Genomic DNA, 26,146 nt, shown 5'->3' on the forward strand with positions numbered 1-26,146 from the left:
ATCGTCCTTTTAAATGATCATTTAGAGTGAGTGATGTAACATAATTTTCAGCACAAGGTTGATAGGACATTCTACATCTAATGTGCTAAAATAATGTCGTATCTACAAGCAAAGGAGACTCAAACCTTGTCGAATCCAGTATACGGGAAACCTAAGAAGACGTCGAGCAAACTCTCTTCGAGTTCGGCTTCACCGCTTCTATGGACATTGACCATAGGGCTTATCTTATTTTTACTCTGGTCATCGTTTCAAGTTGCGTTATTTAACGGACAAACTCTGCAATACGAAAGCCCCATTTATTGGGCATTAGCGATTACAACCCTCCTTTTCATCATCTGGGCTGTAGTCTACTACAAAAGCATAAAGCTGGAGACCCAGCGGGATTGGCTCAAGATCGCCGTCATTCTGCTGCCGCTTACCTATGTACTGTCACTGATTAGTGCCGCATCGCAATATTTGGCAGTCAACATGATCCTGATCCAATGCATCTATGCCATGCTGTTCGTCATGACCATGTATTTGCTTCAGAACAAACAAATCAATCATATCATACAATCTTCCTTAATAGGAATTGCATATATAATTGTCGGTTTTGGTTTGTTGAACTGGCTTGGTGCATTCAGCTTCGCGGGTAAGTTAGTTGGTTGGTTCTCTGCTGGCGTAGTCAATGGAGTATACAACCAGGCCATCTGGAACGATTCCAATGGTCCGCGGCTTGCTTCCGTATTCCAGTATCCGAATACATATGCAGCATTCCTGATGGCCTTTCTGTTCATAGGCATATTCAGCATGGTTCGTTCCAAAAAGGCATATGTCCAGCTTCTGCACGGTTTCATGCTGGTGCCGGTGATTCTGTCGCTGCTGCTGACCCTTTCGCGGACAGGACTTGTCATGATGCCGATCGTCTTTGTCATTCTTCTTCTGCTGCTCAGACCTGCAAAGCAGATTCTTTGGTTCATCCATCTTGCCATCGCGGGGATTGGCACGATCGCCATTCTGAATCCGGTCAATACGGCCGGGCTTGAGCTTCAGCAGACATTCACAAGCGCTCTCGCAGCCAAGGGCTGGTGTTACCTGATCGCGGCCTCGATTGTCGTTGCCGCGTTATGCTGGGCTGTTCAACGCTGGATTGCCCCGCGGCTGGAAGGCAAGCTTCATTCCTGGGCAGAACGCAAAGGTTCCAGCCTCTGGATTCCGCTGGGCTCCATTGTGCTCGCTTCGATCCTAGCGGGGCTGCTTCTGGGCACCAGCGTACGCAACATCCTGCCGGACAGCATCAGCACCCGGCTGGAGAACATCAATTTCCAACAGCACAGCGTGCTGGAGCGGATTACTTTTTATAAGGATGCCTCCAAACTATTTGCCGATTACCCGATTATTGGGGCCGGTGGCGGAGCCTGGGGCTCCTTGTATGTAAAATACCAGAACAACCCTTACGTCAGTGCGCAGGCACATAACTTCTTCATGCAGTATCTGGTTGAAGTCGGATTGATAGGCTTCCTTGTTTTTATGTCGTTCATACTGTACATCTTCTATCAGTTCGTACGAAGTTATAACCGAAGAAGCGAGGAAGAACGGGAATCGCATTTTATTTATTTCATTCTGACCATGTCGATTCTGGTGCTGAGCGTTCTCGATTTCAACATGAGTTATGTCTTGATCGGCATGCTCGTCTTCCTTGGACTTGGCGGGATGGCCGCTGCAATGGAACCTCGTTCGCTTGCACGATTCAAGCTCAGCGATTCCTCTGCACGGGGAAGCTATAGCGTCATTGCCGGAATAACCGTTATTGTATTATTGATTGTGTCCGTGCGTTTCCTGCAGGCCAATCACTATGCTTATGAAGCAAAAGAAGTAGCCCAGACCAGTCAAGACTTTGGGGAAATTAAAGCACCGCTGGATAAAGACCTGTCGATTCGCGGTACGCATTCCGACTCTCTGTTATTATTGTCTTCCCTCTATCAGCAAGGGTTCCAGCAAACTCAGGATGATCAGTTCTACACCGCAGCCGTGGGCCTTCTTCAAAAAGGGCTTCAGTCCGAGCCGTACAACAAGAGCATGGCGACCAGGCTGATCGAGCTGTACGAACTGAAGGGCGAGAATGAGCAGGCCTTTGCCCTACAGAAGGAATACGCAGCGAACTATGTCTGGGACATGGCATGGTACGAGAAGCTGATCAGCCGTTCCTTTGATCTCGGGTACCAAGCTTTGGGACAAGGGGACGCAGCTGGCAAAGAGGCCTATTTCACCGCAGGCCTGAACGCTTATCAGCATGTGGTGGATGGTGTCGAACACCTGAAGACGCTGCCTGAAGGACAGCAGCAGGGTGAGCCGTTTGAGCTGACTCCAACGATGATCCTGAATGCAGGCAAAATAAAGTATATGAGCAATGATGCAGCAGGTGCGGCTGCCATCCTGAAAAGTGGAATTGCAGAGGATTTATCCGATGCAACCAATCGCGAGATTGTGAGATGGTACCTCGGCGCCTTGAGCAAAACAGGGCAGCAGGATCAGGCATTATACGACAAATTCGTTGCGGATTCTCCTGACGAAGCTGAACAGATCAAGCGCATTGCCGAAATGAACTTCTAAACGACAAACAGCCCATGAATGGATATATACGTCCACTCATGGGCTGTTTTATCTAGCGCTCCGACTCCACCACTTCCCTCAAATATTTCAACAAATCCTCTCGCAGATCGTCATGCTGAAGCGCATAATGAATCGTCGTTTCGATAAAGCCAAGTTTCTCGCCGACGTCATGGCGAAGCCCCTCAAAATGATATGCCAGTATCTCTCTCCGCTCATTCAATCGGGACAATGCATCGGTTAGCTGAATTTCCCCTCCGACACCAGCAGACTGCTGTCCAAGAATCTCAAAGATATCAGGTGTCAAAATATAACGTCCCATAATGGCCAGGTTGGATGGCGACTGTTCCGTGCTCGGCTTCTCAATCAGGCGGCGCGCGCGGAACACGCGTTCATCGGTACGGGAGATGACTTCGCCGTCCACGATTCCGTATCTGGACACTTCGCTCCAATCGACGGGCTGCACGCCGACAATGGGTGATTGCAACTCGTCATACACCTCCATCATCTGCTGCAGACACGGCGTATTGGCTTCAACAATATCGTCCCCGAGAAGTACGGCAAACGGTTCGTCTCCAATAAATTTCCGTGCACACCAGATTGCATGTCCCAGGCCCTTGGGTTCCTTTTGCCGGATATAATGAATGTCCGCCATCTCGGATGGTTTGCGAACTTCGCTGAGCAGGTCCCACTTTTGTTTGTCAGCTAAATTCTGTTCCAGCTCGAAGGAGTAATCGAAGTGGTCTTCGATCGCACGTTTCCCCTTGCCAGTCACGATGATAATGTCTTCTATTCCAGAGGCGACGGCCTCCTCGATGATGTACTGAATCGTCGGCTTGTCAACGATCGGCAGCATTTCCTTCGGCATCGCTTTGGTGGCAGGCAGAAAACGTGTCCCCAGCCCAGCCGCAGGAATAATCGCTTTACGGATTTTCATGAAAATCATGGCCCCTTTTCAAAGTTCAAACAGTCGAAATATACGATGAATTCGAAGAGTAATCCAGTCAATACTGTACACTTCATTAACACAAAATGGCTAAGTGAACCCAAGTATACCATGGTTTTTTAGGCACTGTAACAACGATACACAAATTATATTGCTTCTCATGGTACCACGAAAAGGGCGATGCCGGAATTGCTCCACTGCATCACCCTCATGTGTTGTTACACCATCAACAGCTCCCGGATATCATGCTCGGAAAGGGCGGTGGCCCCTCCGTCTCCCGGCTCGATCACTTCGGCGATCAGATCTTTTTTGCGCTGCTGCAGCTCCAGAATCTTCTCTTCGATCGTTCCTTCCGACACAAGGCGGATAACCTGCACAACCTGCTTTTGCCCCATCCGATGGGCGCGTCCGATCGCCTGCTCCTCCACGGCGGGGTTCCACCATAGATCGTATAAAACAACTGTATCCGCCCCCGTAAGGTTGAGGCCAGTTCCGCCTGCCTTCAAAGAAATCAAAAACAAGTCGCCCTCTCCCTCATTGAACCTGCGGCACATGTCCACCCGGTCTTTGGCAGGCGTTTGCCCATCAAGATAAAACAAGCCGCGCCCCTGTGCAAGCAGCGTCTGGCGAATCATGGTGAGCATGCTCGCAAACTGGGAGAAAATCAACATGCGCCTGCCTGAAGCCATGGCGTCCTCCACGATGTCCAGCAGTTGTTCCATTTTGCCCGACTCGCCCCGGTAGTCTTCCACAAACAGAGCCGGGTGGCAGCACAACTGGCGCAAGCGGGTAATGCCTGCCAAAATTTTGATGCGATGCTGCTGGAAACCGCCTTCTTGCAAATCGCGGGACGTTTCGTCCTGCAGTTGGGACAGATAAGCCGCGTACAGCTTCTTCTGCTCCTGGTTCAACTCCGAACGATGCACCGTTTCGATGCGGTCCGGCAGCTCTTCGAGCACGTCCTTCTTCAGGCGGCGCATGATAAATGGACGAACCATGCGGGCGATGCGCTCTGCCTGAAGATCGCGGAAGCGGCGATAGCTGGGGAACAGTCCCGGGAATATGGCCTCGAAAATGGACCACAACTCGTCCAGCGAATTTTCGACCGGCGTTCCCGTCAGGGCAAACCGGCGCGGAGCCTGGATTTGCTTCACGGCCCGAGCCGTCTGGGAAGAGGAGTTTTTGATCGCCTGCGCCTCATCCAGGATGAGCGTATGGAACGCCCTGCCCAAATACGTATCCAGATCGCGGCGAAGCAGCGGATACGACGTAATGACGACGTCGGCATGCCCCATATCCGCCAGCATCGAGGCGCGTTCCTCCTTCTGCCCGGCCGCGACAAGCACGTTCAGATGGGGCGCAAAACGCGCAAATTCATGGGCCCAGTTATACGTTAGCGATGCTGGCGCAACGACGAGCACTGGAGGATGACCTGTGTTCGCAGACGAATCCGGCGCCTCCGCCAACTCGGCCGTAATGTACGCGATGCTTTGCAGCGTTTTGCCAAGCCCCATGTCATCGGCCAAAATGCCGCCAAAGCGGTAAAACGCGAGCGTACGCAGCCACTGGTACCCGCTGGCCTGATAATCGCGCAGCACGGAGGACAGCGTGTCTGGCAGCGCGAAGTCCATCCGGTCCGGGTCGCGCAGATCGGCAAGGAAGCGCCGGATGGCGCCGCCCCACTTCACATGTCCGGATACCTCGTCCCGGCCCGGAAGCTGCAAGGCCCGGACAGCCGGCAGCTGAATGTGGCTGCCGCGAATATCGCCAGGCTCCAACCCGAGCGAGTCCGCCACGCGGGCGAAGCTGTGCATGCCTTCATTTTCAAGCGAAATAAACGTACCGTCACGCAAGCGCATATAGGCTTTCTTTTCAACGATGCTGCGCATCAGCTCCTGAATCTCCAGTTCATCCAATCCGTCCATCTCGAAGGAAATTTCGAGCCAGTCCAACCCTTTGCCGAGATCGACCCGAACTTTCGGAGGAATCTGTGCGGCGGGCATCATCGCTTTGACTGCGTTCGGCACATAAACATCGGCGTATTTTTCGAGTTCAGGCACCAAGAAATACAGGACGTTATAAATGGCATCCTCCTGCTCGCTCACCCAGACGCTGCCCTCCCGCTCAAGCAAGGACGCATCCAACTTGTCGATTAAATGCTGTTCTCGTCGGCGGTCACGGATCAGAATCACTCGTTCTTCCTCTTCTTCGATCAAATATTCCGCGAGTGGATTGATGACCATCACTTCGTAATCGAATTCGAGGCGGGCCGTAATCCGTTCCCGATAGAAATCAAGGTACAGCTTCGGCGTGAGCGTCGGCTCCACGATCTGTTTCCGAACTTTGGCATCGATGGAAAGATGGCCGAGCATCCGTAATTCAGGCACCACATGCTGCACGAACTCGTTCACCTGATGTTCCGAAATATCAATGCTCTCCTTGATGCCGTAGGACGTAAGTGCACCCACCAAATCTTCCAGACTTCGCATCTGTGTCGGACCCAACATGTGCAGCTCGCCTTCTACGACTGCGGCACCGTATGCCGGAAGAAGCAATACCTCGCGCAATCCCGAAACTTCAAGCTGATACCCTTCCTGCTTGCCTTCGGCGATCCGATAGTACAAAGGCAGCGCCCCCTGTCCCAGCGCAAGCGGACCGTTCACGAACCCGGTCCCTTCCATCCGGCTGTCCGCCTGAAGCAACAGATCGAGCAGCGGTTTCCATACCAGCGGCGCAATCAGGATGTCCCGGCTATCCGAAGCACCAAGGTAACCCGATATCGATTCCCGGTAAGCTTCTTCGCTATGGCGCATTCGAATCAGCATGGATAGAATCTCTTGGTTGCGCGGGCTGAAATAATGGCGGGACGGATCATAGGCAAAATGTTTGGTAAACAGCATCGATACACCCTTTTCGACGCTGTTCAGAAACTGCTTGACCTTTGGAACGACGTACAGGCGTTTTTCGCCTACCTTGAGTTCCAGCGCCAGTTTGGCCTCTCCTTTGCGAACCTGTGCCAGCTTGCAAATGAATTGGACCTGCAGTTCTTCCTGAAACGGGGAGCGCAGTTCCGGAGCTGCCATGCTTCGTTCCAATGCGTGCATGGGATTTCGTTCCCTCGCAAAGAGCGACAAAATTTCGTCCGCCGTACGATAGGAAGGTTTGTCTGCGGACCTCCCCCAGCCGGGCGCCGAGCTTGGACGGCCCGCCTGCGCCAATGAAGAAGGAAGAGATGCATCGGGGCGCTCCCATGCGTTTTCCTCTACCAAAGTCCCCACGCGGGATGCGCCTTCTCCTCCTGCCTTCGAAGATGAAGTTCCTGCAGAAACGCCAACCGAAGTCGCCGGCCACTCACTGTGCGCATCGCTTTCTCCCCTGGTCTTCTGGGCGGAAGGTTTTGCCTGTTCCCAGCGCTCGTGAATGGTCAAGAGGACGGCGGCCACGTGCTTGCAATAGTCGTAATACGTCCCGTAGGCAGGACAATCGCAAAACGCCTCGATCTCTCCCGCTTCGTCCAGATCGATCTTCACCTTGTATCGCTTGGTTCCTCGCACGATCGCGTCATAATGCTGCTCATCCTCGCTAACAACTAGATTGGTCACACGTCCTGACTTATGGTAGTCATCCCCTCGTTTAAATGCCGTGACACCGCACAGCAATTTGATGTCCATCATTGAGAATGGCGCCACGTATCCCCCTCCTCCTTGCAAATCAATCTCCATACTCCGCCAGCACCGTATTATCAACAGATTCGTTCGTCTGTTCGTTATCGGCCGCCCGCGTTTCTTGAATGTTTCTATTGGCGGGTCCTTTACCCGATCCGGTTATGAAAAAGACCCCAAGAGCTCCTTCAAGCAGAGATTGGGGTCCGTTCTTCGTTCTTCGTTCCTCGTTCTTCATTCATGCATGGCGCTGTTTGGTTATTTCACCAGCTGACCGCGGGTAACGCCAAGCTGGTTGGTCGCTTTCAGCGTTTTCCATACTTGCGTGCCGCTAATTTCGCCGCGCAATGCACGGTTGTACAGATCGATAACCTCCCGCACCTGCTCCGGCGTTTCTTCCAGGAACTCCACGCGGTAACGGGACACGCCCAGATCCATGAAGTTCGTCAAGTATTCTGCGCCGGACTGCTCTACCGCATTGTACACCGTGTTGCGGCAGCCTTCGTCCACGCGTACCGGGTGGGACATGCCGATCCGGTCCTGCAAGGAAGCGCGATGCTCTTCACAAGGACGGCCGCAGTTCGTGTAGTCCGTGCCTTCGCTCATAAATGTGCAGTACACGCAGTGCTCTGTGTGGAACATCGGCAAATGCTGGTGAATGACCACTTCGGTGCGGTCCGTACGTGCGCGTCGGAGCAGGTCCACCATTTGTTGAATGTTCAGGTCATAAGATGGCGTCACCCAGTCGCAGCCTGCTTCCAGGAACAATTCAACCGCTTTATGGTTGGCGATGTTCAGGGAGAAGTCGCCGATCAGCTGCGGATGCTTCGCATCCGGGTTCTCCATCCGGTGACGCAGGTAGTAATAAAGCGCTCCGGTGTTGCGCACCAGCACGGCATCCGGCTGCAAACGCAAAATGTTGGCATGGTAGCCGTTCTCGCCAGGCATATGGATGCGCGGCGTCGCCAGCGCGATTTTGCGGCCCGCGGCACGCACGGCCTCTACCGCTGCCGGGAACTGCTTGATGAACTCGAAGTCGGCGTAGATCATGCCGACGCCGGCCTCGAGCGCTGCCTCCACTTGCGGCAGGCTGCGGCACAGCGCGGTCAGCTCGGCTTGACCGCGCGCCACCGGCGTTGCGGGCACGGCCGCATCGCCGTACACGTCCACCGCCCGTTTCACGTAGACGGGCGGTTTCGGGCGCTCGCCCGCGAGCTGTTCTACCGCCTGACGGCGAATGTTGTTCAGCTCGCGCATCGGGATGATGACGTCACCGTGCAGGTTGACGTCCAGCTCTTCCAGCTGGAACACGGTACCGCCGAGACGGCCAAACTGCTCTTCGAGCAGCTCATGCGTCATCGGGCGCTTCTGCGCGATGTCCAGCTCCATCTCCGAATCGACGCGCACCGTCGTGCCTTTCTGCACGTCGGTCCACCATGTGCTGAGCGGCTGCCCCGGGCTGCCGATGACTTTGACATGTACCGGGAAGACGCGGTAAGGTTTGTCGGTCTCGAACGTCTGGCGCAGACGTTTGTCCAGCGCAGGGTCATTCGTTTTCCATACCTTGTCGCCCACTTTCACGCGACGCAGGTCGACGTCGCTGCGACCGGGCACGATGTCCACGATCCAGCCCTCTTGGCCTTCGCCTTCGAGTTTGACGCCTTTGCGGCGAACGTCGTAGACGCGTCCACCCTCTTCTTTTTTCGTCGGGTCGCCGGCATCGAACACAATGCCGTCCCCGCGCTTAACGGGCGCATCCAATTTGACGACGACGCCGTCGCGCAGCACTTGATCCACACGCCCCAGATAGACGCCGCGGCTTTTCGGGAACGTGCCGTCCACCAGTTTTTTGTTGTTCGTGCCTTCCAGGAAACCGTGCGTAAAACCGCGCGAGAAGCTTTGCTGCAGTTCGCGAACCTCTTCCTTGCTTGGACGGGTATCGTCGCCGTCGAAATAACGGTCGATCGCCTTGCGGTATTTGCTGACCACGTTTGCCACGTATTCCGGCGTTTTGAGGCGGCCTTCGATTTTGAAGGACGTCACGCCCGCTTCGATCAATTCCGGCATCAGGTCAATCGCGGCCAAATCCTTCGGCGACAGAAGATACGCCACATCGCCCATCGGTTTGTGTTCGCCATCCACCATTAAGTCATACGGCAAACGGCAAGCCTGAGCGCATTCTCCGCGATTCGCCGAACGTCCGCCCCACATTTCCGAGGTCAGGCACTGTCCCGAATAGGAGACGCACAACGCGCCATGGACAAATACTTCCATCGGCAGTTTCGCCTGCTCACCGATCTTTTGGATCTGCTTCAAGTTATTTTCCCGGCCAAGCACAACTCGCTCCATGTCAAACGGCTTTGTGAACTCTACCGCTTCCGGCGACGTAATCGTCATTTGAGTGGAACCGTGAATCGGGAAGTCCGGCGAAATTTCGCGGATCAGCTTCACCAATCCCAAATCCTGCACGATGACCGCATCCACGCCTGCATCCACGCAAGCGTCGATCAGTTCCTTCGCGTCCTCCAGCTCATTTTCAAAAATCAATATGTTAAAGGTCAAAAAACCCTTCACGCCATAGCTGTGCAAAAACGCCATAATTTCCGGCAGCTCGTCCATGCGGAAATTGTTCGCGCGCGCACGCGCATTGAATTTTTCGACGCCGAAAAAAATCGCATCCGCTCCGTTGGCTACCGCCGAACGCATGCAATCCCAGTCCCCTGCAGGTGCCAGAAGCTCAACGTCCTCTCTTCGAATTGCTGTTGTTGTCATTGTTTCCTCCCCGTCACCGATCCTTGGATCGGATTTCTTGCCCAACCTTCCGTCTTGGCGACTCTTATATATATCTATACATTATGACTGTATTGCCCGATATTCGGGTGCGCAGTCATCCATTTCCGGTCGATCAGCAGTCATAACTCCTGAACTAGTATAGTGTATCACTTCTGTCTTGCCACATCTACGTTTTCCTGAAAAATCCGTATATTGTTACTGCAAACTTTTCCATATCATTTCAACTGCAAATTGGTAGTCATCACATGTCCTCGTATATGAAAAAACGGAAGGTCCAATGGACCCTCCGCCTGCGTATTTTGATCTCACGATCTCCATATTGTTTCTTTTTATTATTTAGTAAAAGTAAATGAGTTCACTGCTTTTTCCAGCGCCGCCACCTGCGCCTCCGTGCTGTTGGCATCGTTCAGAGCTGTTGTGATTGTGTACGTCATGCCCCCCTGTTCAAACACGATCTGCCGGCCGCTATACGGGATGCCGTTCTCCACCTCATGGTATCGGAAGGAAAACGCCGGAATGCCCGCAAAAGTCAGTTCCTCGCTGCCGAGCAGCTTGAAATTTTTGCGTGATTTGGCCGCTTCCGCGTAGGCTTCCCGCAGCTGGCTGACCGTCATCTCCACCGAGCTGTTCGCGTTTGCGGCGATGGAAAATTCGCCTCCCGTGAACGTGTACATGACCGGCGAATACTCGAACTGGTCACTGTATGGCGTCCAATAGCGCGGGATGTTCACGCTGTACTGGTATCGTTTGGACGTGCGCTTCACCGTTTTGCTTTTATCGATCAGGTATGGATCTTCATCCAGCTGCCCGAAATTGTCAGCCACCGTATCGAAATCGATCTGCATGCTGTCCATCACCCGTTCAAACCATTTCCGATTGGCTTCCTGAGCCTCGGGGAACGAGAACTCTGCATAATAACGGTAACCGTTCTTCTGCAGGAACACATCGAACTCCGTCTGCCAACCATCTCCGAAATTGTACCGGAACTCGCTGACCTCAGCCGTCTCGCCGGCAATGTTCATCGTATAGGAACGGACAGGTTCATAACTTTCGCCCACGAACGTTTCGCGCATCCATTGATCCAACTGGCCGCTCCATTCCTTTACGGTTGTTCTTGGGGGAGCGGAGGTCACGCGCAGCTGCAGAAATGCCCCGTTTTTGTCCTGGTACGTCATCTGATTGTTGTCCATCGACCAGCCTGCCGGTACCTGGAGCTCAATGCCATAATCTTCATTCGCCGCGAAACGCATGCCATCTTCAACGGTAGACAAATCCTTGATGCTTTTGTCCGATGCCGGAAAAGAAAGCTGGAAGGAATTCAACAGCGATGCGCGTTTGCCCAAATCTTTATAGTTCAGGGCCTCGGAGTCGGCCAGGTAAACATCGTATTGGCGGCCTTCGTTGACATATTGCCGCATCTCCCAAAAGGTTCCGTCCGGATCCTTGCCAACGATGCGAGCGTACGGCGTTTCCCCCTTGGATACAGTCTGCCTGTCGAGCACCGTGCCACCGTTTATTTTCGCCTCTTGCACGAGCTGTTGCAGCATGTCATCCGGATCAAGGGCAACCTCCTGATCGCTGACGTATACCTCGAAGTAATAACTGCCATCCGTTGATCGGAACGACATCAATCGTTCCTGGTCCCCGCTCTGCAGGAACATCAGGTCTGCCGGGTAGTTGATGGACCAGCCGTAATAGCTGTTCCCCACCTTCGTTTTGTTATCGTCCAGGGCAATGTCATCCTCGTCATCCGGATCTGCCGCTTCGCTCCATTGAGGCAGTCGGATGACCAGTTCTCCCGAAGCGTTCGGTGCAAGCGTGGCTCCAATGCCTGCAGCTACGGGCCGCAAGGGCACCATTAACACCCCGTTGACCATCTTGGGAGCGGCGCCCATCTCTTTTTTTACCCCGTCTACCCAGGCAATGGTACTGCCCATCGTCAGTGTGACGGTATGCGCGCCTTCCTTGATTTTGATCACGTCGTCCTTTTCCAGCCGGATTTCGCTGCCGAACGCTTTTTTGAAAATCCCCACGGGAACCATGGTGACCCCATTCGTTTGATATGGCTTGATTATCGTTTGTTTGTTCCCATTGATATAAGCCCCTGTGCTGCCGGTTTTGATCCGCAGTTCACTGGTTGTCATTTCCGCCGCGGATGCCCACTGGGGCATGGACACGCCTGCGGTTAATATGCCGGTCAATATCGCTGTGCCAAGCACATGCATAACATGCTTTTTCATTTCGTTTTTCTTCCTTTCGGGATTCGCTCTGTATCATGGGTGAACACACTAATCCTATTGTTCTTCGGCATACGCCTCATCGGAATCGGAATCCGGATCAAGCCCCACGTCGGCGAAATCGACCAATGCCAGCGTACGCGTAACGATATCTCCGTCCGACTGCATCAACAGCTTCACTTTTTGCCCCGGCAAATAGCCTTTCAACAGTTCGTTGATGTCCACCATCGACGTTATGCGTGTTCCCGCAACGCTGTATAACAGATCGCCTTCCTTGATTTTGGCTTTGCTCGCTTCGGGCGACAGCACACCCGTCACGGTCAACGGGTCGTCTGTCGGAAGCCCCACAATGGCGGACCAGCTCTCTTCGAGCTCAAGTCCCAGACTTGCCCGCTTCACTTCCCCGTATTTGAAAAAATGCTGGATCACATATTGGACCGTATCCACAGGGATGGAGAACCCCATGTTTTCAATGCCCACCTCGGCGAACTTCATGGAGTTGATGCCAACCACCTCGCCTTTCAGATTGACCAAAGGCCCGCCGCTATTGCCGGGGTTGATGGCCGTGTCCGTCTGGATCAGGCGATACGTTTCCTGTACGCCGCGGTTCAGACCGCTGATTACGCCGACGCTCGCCGAATTTCGCAGGGAAAACGAAATCGGCGTGCCGATCGCGATGACCGTTTCCCCAACGACGGCTTGCGAAGCTTTGGCAAAGGTCGCAGGCTGAAGCGACTTGCCATTGATTTTGATCAATGCAATATCGCTTAACGGATCGCTGTAGCTCTCGGAAATCTTATATGTATTGCCATCTGTCGTAACGACGACCGGGTTGTCCAACCCGTCAATGACGTGAGCGTTCGTGACAATCCAGCCATTCGCGCGAATTATGACGCCTGTGCCATGGGCAAGATTGTAACGGTCCGCTGTTCCGGTGGTTCCTTCGGTGGATTTGCCGATAATGCCTACTACGGAAGGCGAAACTTTTTCGATGACCTTGGGAATGGCTTCATTCCCTTTATACTGGTACAATCCTGTCTGTGCATCGTATTGCCCGCTGCCTCCCAATGCCTTGACCAGATCAGCCGTGCTGACATATACCTGTCCGTCAATCACTTTTGCCTTCATGTTCGCCGCTGCCTGTGCCGGTCCGGGTGTCAACGCAACCCCGATGGACAACACTGCAGCCATGAACACGGCCATGCTTTTTTTCCCCAATGCTTTCATTCTCTCAACCTACCCTCTTTTAATAAAACAATCTGCACGCACACATGTCATCCTGGTGGATCCTACGATTCAAACGGAAGTTTCATATGGGTAAGTTCCAATGTAACATACAAAATATTCCTGCACAATTGACTATGGACCTGATTTCTCGCAGCAACATCTCAAGGCCGTCCAGAATCTATTGAAAATAAAAAAACACCCTCCATGGAAGTTGGAAAGTGTTTGATGATTCGGGTTCTCATGCTGTTATGTACTTGTCGGTCGCATCATTCATCAGGAACCGAACCAGCCGGTAATCATGGCATAATCGGTCATCAGAAACACCAACAGACTGACGACGGCAAATCCGATGGCAAACACGTTTTTCTTTGGAGCCCGTAGCAACCGAATCAACCCGATCAAGATGATGACGGTAAACAATAGAACAAAGATGTCAAACGCATTGAAATTCGATGTACTCGCCGTGGCGGCTTCTGCAAGCAGCATGGATAGACAGACCTCCTCACCATAGTTGAACATCCAACACATCCCTGAGTTCTTTCTCTATGTTATCCGTCCCCCGCTTGCAATGCAAGCACTTTCATCCAAAAATATGAAAAACAGGATAACGAAAACGGCCCCAAACCGGGAAAGGAAAGAACTCCACTCTCTACTGAAGAACGTGAATAATAAACCTCATTCCACAATCGATAAAGAGCAGTTCCCTTTCATAGGGGGCCGTAAATCGCAATCCAGCTAATTGTCATCCAAGGTCCTGAACCCTTTGGACCGCCCTTGCACCAATGATGATGGGCTTGGGCTTCGAGCGATCCATTCGGATTATTGGGTGAGCTGCAGCGCTTTGCTTCGTTCCGTATCGCGCTCCAGAATCGGTTTCAGGTACTTGCCTGTATAGGATTCCTCTACTTTCACGATATCCTCCGGCGTTCCGGTCGCCACGATCGTTCCGCCGCCGCTGCCGCCTTCCGGCCCGAGGTCGATAATGTAATCGGCGGTCTTGATGACGTCCAGGTTATGCTCGATGACAAGCACCGATTCTCCCGAATCGACCAGACGGTGCAAGACGTTAAGCAACCGGTCGATATCGTCGACATGCAGCCCGGTTGTCGGCTCGTCCAGGATGTAAATCGTTTTGCCCGTGCTCCGGCGATACAGTTCGGAAGCCAGCTTCACGCGCTGCGCTTCGCCCCCGGAAAGCGTCGTTGCCGGCTGGCCCAGGTTGACATAGCCAAGACCTACGTCAAGCAGCGTTTGCAACTTGCGATGAATCTTCGGAATGTTCTCGAAGAACCGGGTCGCATCCTCCACCGTCATGTCGAGCACATCGGCAATGCTTTTGTTTTTGTATTTGACTTCAAGGGTTTCCCGATTGTAGCGTTTGCCCTTGCAGACTTCGCACGGAACGTAAACGTCCGGCAGGAAGTGCATCTCGATCTTGATGATGCCGTCCCCGCGGCAAGCTTCGCAGCGCCCGCCCTTGATGTTGAAACTGAAGCGGCCTTTCTTGTATCCGCGTACCTTCGCTTCATTGGTTTGCGAGAACAGGTCGCGAATGTCGTCGAAGACGCCGGTATACGTTGCCGGATTGGAACGCGGCGTACGGCCGATCGGCGATTGGTCGATATCGATGACCTTGTCCACATGCTCAAGGCCGCGAATCTCTTTATATTGTCCGGGACGAACACGTGCCCGATTCAGGTCACGCGCCAGCGTTTTATACAAAATTTCATTCACCAGCGTGGATTTACCCGATCCGGATACCCCCGTCACCGCAGTAAACACACCCACCGGAATTTTGACGTTCAGGTTTTTGAGGTTATTCTCCTTCGCCCCGCGAATTTCCAGCCAGCGATCTCCCACGCTGCGGCGCTCGTTGCGGATCGGAATGAACTTGCGGCCGCTCAAATACTGGCCTGTCAACGAGTTTTCATTGTTCATGATCTCTTCCGGCGTTCCCTGCGCCATAATGGTTCCGCCATGAATACCGGCCCCAGGTCCGATATCGATAATATAGTCGGCTGCCATCATGGTGTCCTCGTCATGCTCGACAACGATAAGGGTATTACCGATGTCCCGCATATGCGCAAGCGTCGCAATCAGGCGGTCGTTATCCCGCTGATGCAGCCCGATGCTCGGCTCGTCCAAAATGTACAGCACGCCCATGAGACTTGAACCGATCTGCGTAGCCAAACGGATCCGCTGGGCCTCGCCGCCCGACAACGTTCCCGCGGCACGGCTCATGGTCAGATAGTCCAAACCAACGTTCACCAGGAAGCCGAGACGGCTGTTGATTTCCTTCAGGATCAGCCGTGCAATGGATTCTTCTTTTTCGCTCAGCTGCAGCGACTCGAAGAACCGGCCGGCCTCGCCGATGGACAATCCCGTGACGTAAGCCATATTGTGGTCGTTAATGGTCACTGCCAGACTCTCGCGCTTGAGGCGTTGTCCTTTGCAAGTACCGCATGGTTTCGCGCTCATGTACCCTTCAATGAATTCGCGAATGCCGTCGGATGCCGTTTCGCGGTAACGCCGCTCGAGATTGTTCACGATGCCCTCGAACGTCACCATCGCTTCCTTGCGTTGGCCAAAATCATTTTCGTACCGGAAACGAACTTTTTCCGAACCTGTTCCGTGCAGCAATTTGTTCATTTGCTCCGCAGGCAGCTCTTCGACAGGAACGTCCTGCGGAATGTTAAAGTGCTCACACACCGATCTGAGGAATTGGGGATAGTACGTCGAAGTACCTCCCGTCCAAGCATCAAAAGCGCCCTCTTCGATCGTTTTGCTCCGATCGGGAACGAGCAGATCGGGGTCCACGATCATTTTGACGCCCAAACCGTCGCAATCCGGACAAGCACCGAACGGGCTGTTGAAAGAAAACATTCGCGGTGCCAGCTCGTCCATGCTGAAGCCGCAGATCGGACAAGCAAAGGTCGAACTGAAGCGCAGCTCCTCCTGATCGATGATATCTACCAGCAGCTGCCCTCCCGACAGATTCAATGCGGTTTCGATCGAATCGGCCAGCCGTGCTTGTACTTCTTCCTTAATGACGATCCGGTCCACGACGACTTCGATCGTATGCTTTTTGTTTTTCTCTAGCTGGATGTCTTCGGACAAGTCACGCAGCTCGCCATCTACGCGTACGCGCACAAAACCCTGTTTGGCCACGTCCGAGAACACGCTTTTGTGTTCGCCCTTGCGCCCTGAAACGATCGGCGCCAAAATCTGCAACCGCGTCCGCTCCGGATATTGCATGATGCGATCCACCATTTGCTCAACGGTCTGGGAAGTGATCTCGACCCCGTGGTCCGGACAATGCGGATGCCCGATGCGCGCAAACAGCAAACGCAAGTAGTCATAGATTTCCGTTACGGTTCCCACCGTAGAACGCGGGTTGCGGCTCGTCGTTTTCTGATCGATGGAAATGGCCGGTGACAGCCCTTCAATCGAGTCCACGTCCGGCTTCTCCATCTGGCCCAGAAACTGTCTGGCATACGCCGATAACGATTCCACGTAGCGCCGCTGTCCTTCGGCATATATCGTATCAAAGGCCAGCGAGGACTTCCCCGAACCACTCAGCCCCGTCAAAACGACAAATCGGTCACGCGGGATGGTTATGTCGATGTTTTTCAAATTGTGCGCTCGCGCGCCTTTAATGACAATATTCTCGCTCGCCAATGGTTATCCACCCTTTCAACAGTCAAAATCTTGCCAACCTTCCATCCTATTAACCTTTTAACCCATTGTTTGTTAGTACCAGTATAGACTCGTTTCCGAAATTTCAACATGGCAATATGATCGGTCATGATCGGTTCTTATTGTATAAAGCCAAATCTACCAAGCCTTACTCAACAAGAGAACGGCCGTCCGGCCGTTCTCTTGTTGCAATCATTCTTCACCATTCCCCGAATGCCAAGGAACTGCTCCGACTTATTCGGCCCGAAGTTCAAGCAGCGCGTCGCGAAGCTCGGCGGCACGTTCGAATTGCAGGTTCTTGGCAGCATCCTTCATCTCTGCCTCCAGGCGTTGAATCAGCGACTGGCGCTCCTTCTTCGACATTTTGCCGGCCGCGCCGGACAAGTATTCGTTCTTCGATTCGGCCACCTTGGTCGCCTCGATCACGTCACGCACTTTTTTGCGGATTGTCTGCGGCGTAATGCCGTGCTTCTCGTTATACGCGATCTGGATGGAGCGGCGACGTTCCGTTTCCTTGATCGCCATGTCCATCGAATCGGTCACCTTGTCGCCATACAATATAACCCTGCCCTCGCTGTTCCTCGCGGCCCGGCCGATCGTCTGGATCAGCGAACGCTCGGAACGAAGGAATCCTTCCTTGTCGGCATCCAGAATCGCCACCAGCGATACCTCAGGCAAATCCAGTCCTTCCCTAAGCAGGTTGATGCCGATCAGCACGTGGAACGTCCCCAGCCTCAGATCGCGAAGGATGGCCATCCGTTCCAGCGTTTTGATATCCGAATGCAGATATCGCACCTTGATCCCGATTTCCTTCAGGTAGTCGGTCAGGTCCTCGGCCATTTTCTTCGTCAGCGTGGTGATCAGCACGCGCTCATCCTTCTCGATCCGGTCGCGAATTTCCCCGATGAGATCATCGATCTGGCCTTTTGTAGGACGCAGGTCAATGACAGGGTCAAGCAGGCCGGTAGGTCGAATGATTTGTTCCACCATTTTATCGGTATGCTCGATTTCATATGGTCCCGGCGTTGCCGATACGTAGATGATCTGGTTCATCTTTTCTTCGAATTCCTCGAACTTGAGCGGACGGTTATCCAGTGCCGACGGCAGACGGAAGCCGTGTTCGACCAGCACGGTTTTGCGTGCCTGGTCACCGTTGTACATGGCCCGGATCTGCGGCAGCGTCACATGCGACTCGTCGACCACAATCAGCATGTCGTCGGGAAAATAATCCAGCAGCGTATAAGGCGTGTCGCCACGTTCGCGGAACGTCAGCGGCCCCGAGTAGTTCTCGATTCCCGAACAGAAACCGACTTCCTTCATCATTTCGATATCGTACCGCGTGCGTTGCTCCAAGCGTTGGGCCTCAAGCAGCTTGCCTTGCTCGCGGAACTTCTCAAGCTGCTCCTCAAGCTCCCGTTCGATATTGACCAATGCGGCGCGCATCGTCTCTTCCTGGGTAACGAAGTGAGACGCCGGGAAGATCGCGATGTGCTCGCGCTCGCCGATCAGTTCCCCCGTCAGCACGTCGATTTCGGTAATGCGTTCGATCTCGTCGCCGAACAGCTCGACCCGGACAGCATGCTCGCCTTTCGATGCCGGGAAAATCTCGATGACGTCGCCGCGCACTCGAAAGGTGCCGCGCACGAAGTTGATGTCGTTCCGCTGGTACTGTATTTCCACCAGACGGGACAGAATCTGGTTTCGCGGTTTCTCCATGCCCACCCTGAGGGACAGCAGCATGTTGGAATATTCGTGCGGCGATCCCAAACCGTAGATGCAGGACACGCTCGCTACGATAATGACATCCCGGCGTTCGAACAGCGAACTGGTCGCCGCATGCCGGAGCTTGTCGATTTCCTCGTTGATGCTCGAATCTTTCTCGATGTAGGTATCAGAGGAAGGAATGTAGGCTTCCGGCTGGTAATAGTCGTAATAACTTACGAAATACTCCACCATGTTGTTCGGAAAAAATTCCTTGAATTCGCTCGCAAGCTGGGCAGCCAGCGTTTTGTTGTGGGCAATGACCAGCGTCGGGCGCTGCAGTTTGGCAATGGTTTGCGCAATGGTGAACGTCTTGCCCGTTCCGGTCGCCCCCAGGAGCGTCTGATACCTCTTCCCTTCCTGAACGCCCTTCACCAACTGTTCGATGGCTGCAGGCTGATCACCTTGGGGAGAAAACTCTGACTCGATTTCGAACGTTTTGTCGCTCATGATAATATCGCTCATTGCCGTATCTCACCCTATCGTCTAAAATAATAGTCACTATATATTGTCGAAGTTCCCCGAATTTTGATATGGGAAAACTTATATCAATAGGAATATTTGTTCCCGTTCAATTATACCCTGTTGATGCAAGCGATGCAAACACGAAGTGAAGACAGGAGTGGGTTATTTTATGGATATTGCGACACTTATCGGTATCATTGCCGGGATTGCCGCAGTTATCAGCGGATTTCTGTGGGAAGGGGGCCAGCTATCCGGACTTTTGCAAAAAACGGCTGCATTGATCGTTTTCGGCGGTACGATCGCCGCCGTGGCCGCCAGCTTCCCTGTACATCGGCTGCGAACGATTCCTGCCGCGCTGCGCATGGCTTTCGGGCGAGGCGGCGACGAATCGAAGCAATGGGTCGACGAACTCGTGGACATGTCTACGCTCGCCCGTCGATCAGGGGTGCTCGCACTGGAGCGCAAAGTCATGGAACATCCGAACCAATTTCTGAAAGACGGCATTCAGATGGTTGTGGACGGCACCGACCGGGACGTCGTTCGCCAGATCATGGAACTGGAGATCGATGCCGTCGAGCAGAAGCATGAAGGCTATGCCAAGATATTCGAATCTGCCGGAGGATATGCCCCTACCATGGGTATCATCGGCACCGTTATGGGTCTGATCCAGGTCCTGGGCAGCCTTACGGATCCAACCGGACTGGGTCCGGCCATTGCCGTTGCTTTCACCGCAACCTTGTATGGCGTAGCCAGCGCGAACTTGATCTTTTTGCCTATCGCCTCCAAAATCAGGTCCCGCAGCGCGGAAGAGATCCAGACCATGGAGGTCCTGCTTGAAGGCGTGCTTGCCATTCAGGCCGGAGAGAACCCGATGCTGGTACGCAAAAGGCTGGAATCTTTCACCCTTGCCCATCGCCAGGTCACCCGCACTACGTTGAAGGAGGGGTTGGATGAGCCGGCGCAGTAGGCGGCGGGGAAAACGCATGTCTGCCGATCATCGGGATCGGTGGATGATTACCTATGCCGACCTGATTACCCTTTTGCTGATATTCTTCGTCATCATGTACGCCATGAGCAATCTGGACACGAGCAAGTATACGGTCGTAACCCAATCGCTGCAGAGCACGTTCAGTGAATCCCGTTCCCTGCTGGAACAAGGAGAAGGCCTGGGCGGAACCGCGGGACAAGCCATTACGAAGAATCCACCGCCGTCGACGGAGGGCGAAGGAAACGGGGAAGGGCAGCAGTCGCCAGCCGATTCCGAGGAAACACCGCTTACCGAGCGGGAAGAACAATTCAGGGCTCAGGAGCAGGAATTGCAGAACCTGTACGACGTCATTACCCAATACATCAACGAAAACAATCTTGGCGAACAAATTTTCGTCGCGGATAAGCCCCAAGGCATTTCCATCACGTTAAGCGACCGCTTTCTCTTCGATCAAGGCCAGGCCGCGCTCAAAAGCGGAGCCGCGCCAACGCTGGGCAAGCTTGCCAGCCTGTTCCAAGACCTGAGCATGACGATCAGCATCGAAGGGCACACGGACAATGTGCCGATCGGAGTCAAATCGCCGTATGAAGACAATTGGCAGCTTTCGGGGGAACGCGCTTTGTCGGTACTGAGGTTTTTCCTGGATGAAAAAAAACTGGATCCCGATCACTTCCAATATGCGGGTTACGCGGATACGCGTCCTGCCGCCGACAACGCCACCGCCGCGGGACGGCAAAAAAACCGGCGCGTGGAAATTACCGTATTGCGCCAGCTTCAGCCTTGATCCAGCCATGCTTCTTGTTCAACCCAATCCCCCGCATATCTGCCAAAAAAATATTAAGCACGATCCGTTCGACAGACGAGCGGACCGTGCTTTTTTTAGAAAATACACCACACATGACCCATAGTGCGCCCTTGGCTCCAAACCTCTTTAAGCATCTTCCCCCGTTTGGGTGGGACGAAGAATGGCAGAACCGACGGTCAGCAAAATAAGGGCCATGATTCCCAAAATCAGAAGCGGCATTCGGATGTCGGACAACGTTCCCCCTGCCGAGATCGTTTCCACGGCCTGGATCGTCCATTTCTGGGGCACAACATTCGCGATCTTCTGCATATAGTCCGGCATGATGGACAACGGCCAGAAACATCCGCCAAGCATGCATGTCGGCGTAATAATCAAGGAATTCAGCATGCCCACGTTTTGTGATTTGCGAACCAATCCGGCAACCGTACTGGCGATCCCCATGGCTACCAGCATAAATGCCCCAAGAATAAGCACATGGGTGCCGAACGGAATTCCCGCATCATAATGCAATACCCAGCGGCTGATCGCGAGAACGAGCACGATCTGTACCAGTCCGATCGCCATGCTGCCCAAAAAATTGCCGATGGCAATCTCGTGTGCGCGCACCGGCGCCGTGTATACACGCGCCATCGTCCGCTGCCTGCGGTCCTCCATAATGACGGTCACCGCACTGCTGACCAATCCCATCATGAACATGATCGTAAATCCCGTGACGTTGTTCAATCCCGGCTTTGGATAAATGCGAAGTTCTGTCGTCTCCCCGGAAATGCGGTGTTTCCCCGTTTCCGCAAGCAGCTGTTCGAATTTCCCATCCATCTCGGAAGAAGAAAGAGTTACGCTCGAACCGGCCGCTCCGTTCGCATCGTTTAACGCAGCCTGCCTTACCGCAGCAGCGGACTGGCGGAATCCCTCATCCAATCCTTCGACGGCCGCTTTGAACGCGTATGAACCTTCCGTGACCTTCAGTTCGGTCAACCGAACCGAAGCCGGTTCCCCGGCCAGCAAACGCTCGGTGTATCGGGACGGAATAACCAGCCCTATGCTTCCTTTCTGCGACTGGATCTTTTCCTGTACCTCTGCCTCGCTGTCCATCGGCTGGAGCACATACTCCGACTTCAGCGAAAGCTCTTGAATCATCGCAGCGCCTGCAGCACCTTGATCCTCGTTGACATAAGGAATCACTTCCCGCATGTTGTCGTCGTTCCCCAAAAGGGCAACGGCTGCCGTTACCACGACACAAGGAAGCAGAAGATACGAGAGTATGCCTCTCTTGCGTCCCAACGTGCGCCGAATCATTAACCAGGCGATATTCAGACTATTCATGACGGCCACCCGCCTTTCCATAGATCAATACTGCGGCTGCCAACAGCACCGCGCACACCGTGCCAAGCATCGTGATATTGTGCAGGATTTCCTGTATGGGAGCGTTCAGCATCATGGCCAGAAAGCTTTGAAGGGCCCAATGATTGACGGTAAATTCGCTTATTCGCTGTACGAACTCCACGGGAATCGGGGTAAATCCTCCGCTCACAAACGTCATCGCAATAATGACGGTCTGCAGGGCGGCATTGGCTGCGGGGGCGCTTTTGAACAATGCGGATAAAATGACGCCGAGCACCATCGATGCCACCGTAATCAGCAAACACACGAGGACGACCAGCATAGGGTGCATTCCCCAATTCACGTCATACAGCCAATACGTCATCAGCACGATGACCATGCCCTGCATGAACGCAAGCAGGCTGCTTCCGGCGATTTTGCCCGCAAAGATTTCAGAGCTGCGGAGGGGAGCTGCCTGCAAACGAAGCAAGGTGTTCCGGCTCTTCTCTCCGGAAATGCTGTTAATGGCAGTCATGCCCGAATACAGCATAAACATCGCCAGCATGGATGCCGCATAATATTGGGAGGCGCTGTATGTGCCGCCGCCATTTCCCGGATGGCTGACCTCTACAGTGGGGGTCTGTCCCGAATGATCCCCGGCTTGCTGCCGGTTGACTGATGCAGCCGCCGCATCCGGTCCAAGCACTTTGGCGACGGCCGCCTGCCGGTTCAATTCGTCCGCAAATCGGGAAAATACGGTTTCCCCCAGGGCGTTCTTCACGCTATCTTTTCCCGGAATCCAAGTCATTGTGGCCTGTTCCCCCTGCGTGGCGAGCTTTTCCAAACCGGCAGGAACGACTATCGCAAAATCGAGTTCCCCGTCCCGAAGTGCACGAACGGCTGCCTCTTGGGTGGCCATGGACCGTGGTTTGACCATGCCAGCCACTGCCGGAGTGGCCACAAAAGCATTCAGCGCCTGGCTGATCGTGCCGTCCGGTTCGTGCAGGACCAAGCCTACGCGCACCGGATCGATATGATCAACTTCTTCCGAACCCATCGTACCCGAGAGAGCCGCGCCCAGAATGAAAATCAGCAGCAACGGCAAGATGAACAGATTGATAAGCACCGAGCGCATGCGTAAAATGCGCTGCAGTTCAAAGATGCAAATATGCCATACTTTTATCATCTGTTCCCCTCCTAGTCCCGCAGCGTGCGTCCGGTGAGATGGAGGAACAGCGTTTCTAAGCTCGGCTCTTCCACCTTCAGCGACTGAATGGAAATATCGTGTTTGCTGCAAATGAACAGCATATCCTGCAAATCCTGCTGTGCCGAAGGCAGCGTGATGACGAGTTCATGGCCTGCGCATTCCACCGCGTGCACGCGGGGATGAAGCCTGATCTCTTCCACGGCAGCGTCCGTGATGCCGGACGTGGCCAGCACGATTTTTTCCTCGGAAGCCACCCGTTCCCTCAGCTCAGCCTCGGTCCCGCACGCAATGACATGCCCCTGGTCCATAATGGCCACCCTGTCGCTGATCGCCGCCACTTCCTCCATGTAGTGACTGGTATATATAACGGTCGACCCCATATCGTTCAACGTTCGTACCGACTCCAGTATGTGGTTCCGCGATTGCGGATCGATTCCTACCGTAGGTTCGTCCATAATAATGACATCCGGTCGGTGCATAATGGCACAAGCAATGTTAAGCCTGCGCTTCATTCCACCGGAAAACGTGGACGGAGCATCTTTTGCTTTGTCCTGCAGGCCGACGAATTCCAGCGACTCCTGCACCCGTTCCTTGAGCAGATGGCCCCGCAAGCCGTACAGGCGAGCAAAAAAAGTGACGTTTTCAGCCGCGCTCATCGATTCGTACAACGCCAGGTCCTGCGGCACGAGCCCAAGTCTGCGTTTGACTTCTAGCGGCTTTTCTTTGACAGATATGCCGTCCAGCCGGATATCCCCCTGGTCTATTTTGAGCAGCCCGGCAATCATGCTGATGGTTGTGCTTTTCCCTGCCCCGTTCGGACCGAGCAATCCGAAGATTTCGCCCTTTCCGATGCTCAGATTCAGATGGTCTACGGACAGCTTGCTGCCATACCGTTTAACTACGTTTTCGATTTCGAGTATGCCCATGCATCACACGCTCCTCTTGTCTCCGGCTTGTCGCGTCCGGTCCTTATAGTAGTATCATAACGAACAATAGGCTGGATTGGAGGTACGAAAGGTCATGAAACGAAGGTGACTTAAGTCATCTCCTGAACCCAAAACGTCCTATGGTATAATGGCAGAGAAACGAATTCGGCAAAGCCTGCCTGTGGTTTAACCCATTTTTGTATAAAAGGATGACGCTGCCTTATGCCGATACGTGCCCTGCAATACGGTTTGATCATGATCCCCGCGCTGCTGTACATGCTGAAGCTCCCCCTCCACGATGAAGGAGCCTATACGCTGAATATTCTTATCGGGCTTGGCATTGCGGTATGGAGAGATTTCACGGACATGCGTACCTGGAGACCTCTGCTTCTTTTCGCGGAAATGCTCTGGACCTGCTGGCTCATCGCCATATACGGCCCCTGGATGATCCTTATTTCACTATCGGTGCTGTACGTATATATGTATACTCTGGAGAAAAACCAACGCTGGTTGATGCTGGGACTGCAACTTCTGGCCACCAATGCTGCCCTGTACTTTCACTACGCTCCCGGTGCGTTGTCGCCCTGGCTGCATGCCATCCACACCGGGACGAGCGATGCCTTTCTGGACGAAGCGGCGGGACGAATCATCTGCAACTTGATGCTGCTTATTACGGCAACCCTTTCCTGGCAAGGTTCAAAAACCGCGAGCAGCCGCGAACAGCTGGAACAGGTATATGACGCCCTCCGCAAAAAGCATTACGAACTGCAGGATGCGCGGGCACAACTGCTTGCGTTCGCAAAACAATTGGAGGATGCCGCCCAGGCAGAGGAACGGACCCGCATCTCCAGACAACTGCACGACGATATCGGCCATCGTCTGATTCGAGCCAAAATGATGTCCGAAGCAGCCATCGTCACGTTGCCGGCCAAGCCCGAGCAAGGTTTGGAGATGGTGAAACAGATCCGCGACCAGTTGTCTGCCACGATGGACGATATGCGTTCCACGCTTCATAAACTTCGTCCTGCCACCCATTTGACCGAGGCTTATGCACTGGATCGGCTGCTTGAAGATGTTGGGCGTGAAACCGGCGTGAAAACCGTTTACCGCGTCACGGGTGAAGTGGTGCCGCTCTATCCAAGCTTGCAGATCGTATTGTACAAAAACGCCAAAGAGGCCCTGACCAATGCGCTGAGGCATGGGAAGGCCGGCAGTATCGATATTGAACTGCACTATTCGGCGCATGAGATATGCATGGTTGTCAGCAATGACGGCCACGCAGGCATATGTCCGCAATCCGACAACCTGCAGCGCGAGGATTCATCGCTCGAAAAGGCGCCGCCATCCCCCTCCGGCCCGAATGGCAAAACAACGCTTGCCAGCACCGGACTTGGCGTAGAAGGGATGCGCGTTCGCACAGAGCTTGTAGGCGGCGAACTGGAAATCCAGCCGGCATATCCGTATACCGTAATCACCCGCCTGCCTATCGCCCGCAAAGCTGACATGATCTGAAGAAGGAAGTGA

Annotated in this window: 15 protein-coding genes; 4 read left to right on the forward strand and 11 right to left on the reverse strand. The window is 53.7% G+C overall.

Annotation, left to right across the window (positions count from 1 at the left end; all coding sequences use genetic code 11):
- Positions 1–126 precede the first annotated feature (126 nt).
- Positions 127–2,592: an O-antigen ligase family protein gene (locus tag RSX24_RS23245; protein WP_343261922.1), complete on the forward strand. Its 2,466-nt coding sequence runs from the start codon at positions 127–129 to the stop codon at positions 2,590–2,592.
- A 52-nt stretch (positions 2,593–2,644) separates the two neighbouring features.
- Here RSX24_RS23245 and galU read toward each other — a convergent pair whose 3' ends face one another.
- The 8 genes from galU to uvrB form a co-directional block, all read right to left on the reverse strand.
- Complete coding sequence (gene galU, locus RSX24_RS23250) at positions 2,645–3,526, reverse strand: UTP--glucose-1-phosphate uridylyltransferase GalU (RefSeq protein ID WP_343261923.1); 882 nt, start codon at positions 3,524–3,526, stop codon at positions 2,645–2,647.
- Positions 3,527–3,753: 227 nt separating this feature from the next.
- The gene (locus RSX24_RS23255; protein WP_343261924.1) at positions 3,754–7,224 is read right to left on the reverse strand and encodes a DEAD/DEAH box helicase; all 3,471 of its coding nucleotides are present in this window, start codon (positions 7,222–7,224) and stop codon (positions 3,754–3,756) included.
- A 231-nt stretch (positions 7,225–7,455) separates the two neighbouring features.
- Positions 7,456–9,969 (reverse strand): U32 family peptidase, encoded by a 2,514-nt coding sequence (locus tag RSX24_RS23260; RefSeq protein WP_236420875.1) that lies wholly within the window; start codon positions 9,967–9,969, stop codon positions 7,456–7,458.
- Positions 9,970–10,322: 353 nt separating this feature from the next.
- The gene (locus RSX24_RS23265) at positions 10,323–12,230 is read right to left on the reverse strand and encodes a stalk domain-containing protein (protein ID WP_343261925.1); all 1,908 of its coding nucleotides are present in this window, start codon (positions 12,228–12,230) and stop codon (positions 10,323–10,325) included.
- A gap of 54 nt (positions 12,231–12,284) precedes the next feature.
- Entirely contained in the window at positions 12,285–13,454 is a 1,170-nt protein-coding gene (locus tag RSX24_RS23270; protein WP_343261926.1) for a S1C family serine protease, read from the reverse strand.
- A 273-nt stretch (positions 13,455–13,727) separates the two neighbouring features.
- The gene (locus RSX24_RS23275; protein ID WP_236420878.1) at positions 13,728–13,940 is read right to left on the reverse strand and encodes a hypothetical protein; all 213 of its coding nucleotides are present in this window, start codon (positions 13,938–13,940) and stop codon (positions 13,728–13,730) included.
- A gap of 333 nt (positions 13,941–14,273) precedes the next feature.
- Positions 14,274–17,132 (reverse strand): excinuclease ABC subunit UvrA, encoded by a 2,859-nt coding sequence (gene uvrA / locus RSX24_RS23280; protein WP_236420879.1) that lies wholly within the window; start codon positions 17,130–17,132, stop codon positions 14,274–14,276.
- Positions 17,133–17,384: 252 nt separating this feature from the next.
- A complete protein-coding gene (uvrB, locus tag RSX24_RS23285; RefSeq protein WP_236420880.1) occupies positions 17,385–19,376 on the reverse strand; it encodes an excinuclease ABC subunit UvrB in 1,992 nt (663 codons plus the stop codon).
- 169 nt (positions 19,377–19,545) lie between these two features.
- Between uvrB and RSX24_RS23290 the strand changes: the two genes are divergently transcribed.
- Entirely contained in the window at positions 19,546–20,343 is a 798-nt protein-coding gene (locus RSX24_RS23290; RefSeq protein ID WP_236420881.1) for a flagellar motor protein, read from the forward strand.
- The gene (locus RSX24_RS23295; RefSeq protein WP_343261927.1) at positions 20,327–21,148 is read left to right on the forward strand and encodes a flagellar motor protein MotB; all 822 of its coding nucleotides are present in this window, start codon (positions 20,327–20,329) and stop codon (positions 21,146–21,148) included. Before RSX24_RS23290 ends, RSX24_RS23295 begins: the two co-directional genes overlap by 17 nt.
- Positions 21,149–21,295: 147 nt before the next feature.
- On the opposite strand, the gene RSX24_RS23300 is transcribed toward RSX24_RS23295, so the two are convergent.
- The 3 genes from RSX24_RS23300 to RSX24_RS23310 are packed head-to-tail and all read right to left on the reverse strand — an operon-like array spanning position 21,296 to position 24,622.
- Positions 21,296–22,492 (reverse strand): ABC transporter permease, encoded by a 1,197-nt coding sequence (locus tag RSX24_RS23300; RefSeq protein WP_343261928.1) that lies wholly within the window; start codon positions 22,490–22,492, stop codon positions 21,296–21,298.
- On the reverse strand, positions 22,485–23,675 hold the full coding sequence (locus RSX24_RS23305; RefSeq protein ID WP_343261929.1) for an ABC transporter permease: 1,191 nt from the start codon (positions 23,673–23,675) through the stop codon (positions 22,485–22,487). Before RSX24_RS23305 ends, RSX24_RS23300 begins: the two co-directional genes overlap by 8 nt.
- A gap of 11 nt (positions 23,676–23,686) precedes the next feature.
- Complete coding sequence (locus RSX24_RS23310) at positions 23,687–24,622, reverse strand: ABC transporter ATP-binding protein (protein WP_290371498.1); 936 nt, start codon at positions 24,620–24,622, stop codon at positions 23,687–23,689.
- A 222-nt stretch (positions 24,623–24,844) separates the two neighbouring features.
- Between RSX24_RS23310 and RSX24_RS23315 the strand changes: the two genes are divergently transcribed.
- Complete coding sequence (locus RSX24_RS23315) at positions 24,845–26,134, forward strand: sensor histidine kinase (RefSeq protein ID WP_343261930.1); 1,290 nt, start codon at positions 24,845–24,847, stop codon at positions 26,132–26,134.
- The last annotated feature ends 12 nt before the right edge of the window (positions 26,135–26,146 follow it).

This window comes from Paenibacillus hubeiensis (assembly GCF_032334105.1).
GTDB lineage: Bacteria > Bacillota > Bacilli > Paenibacillales > Paenibacillaceae > Paenibacillus > Paenibacillus hubeiensis.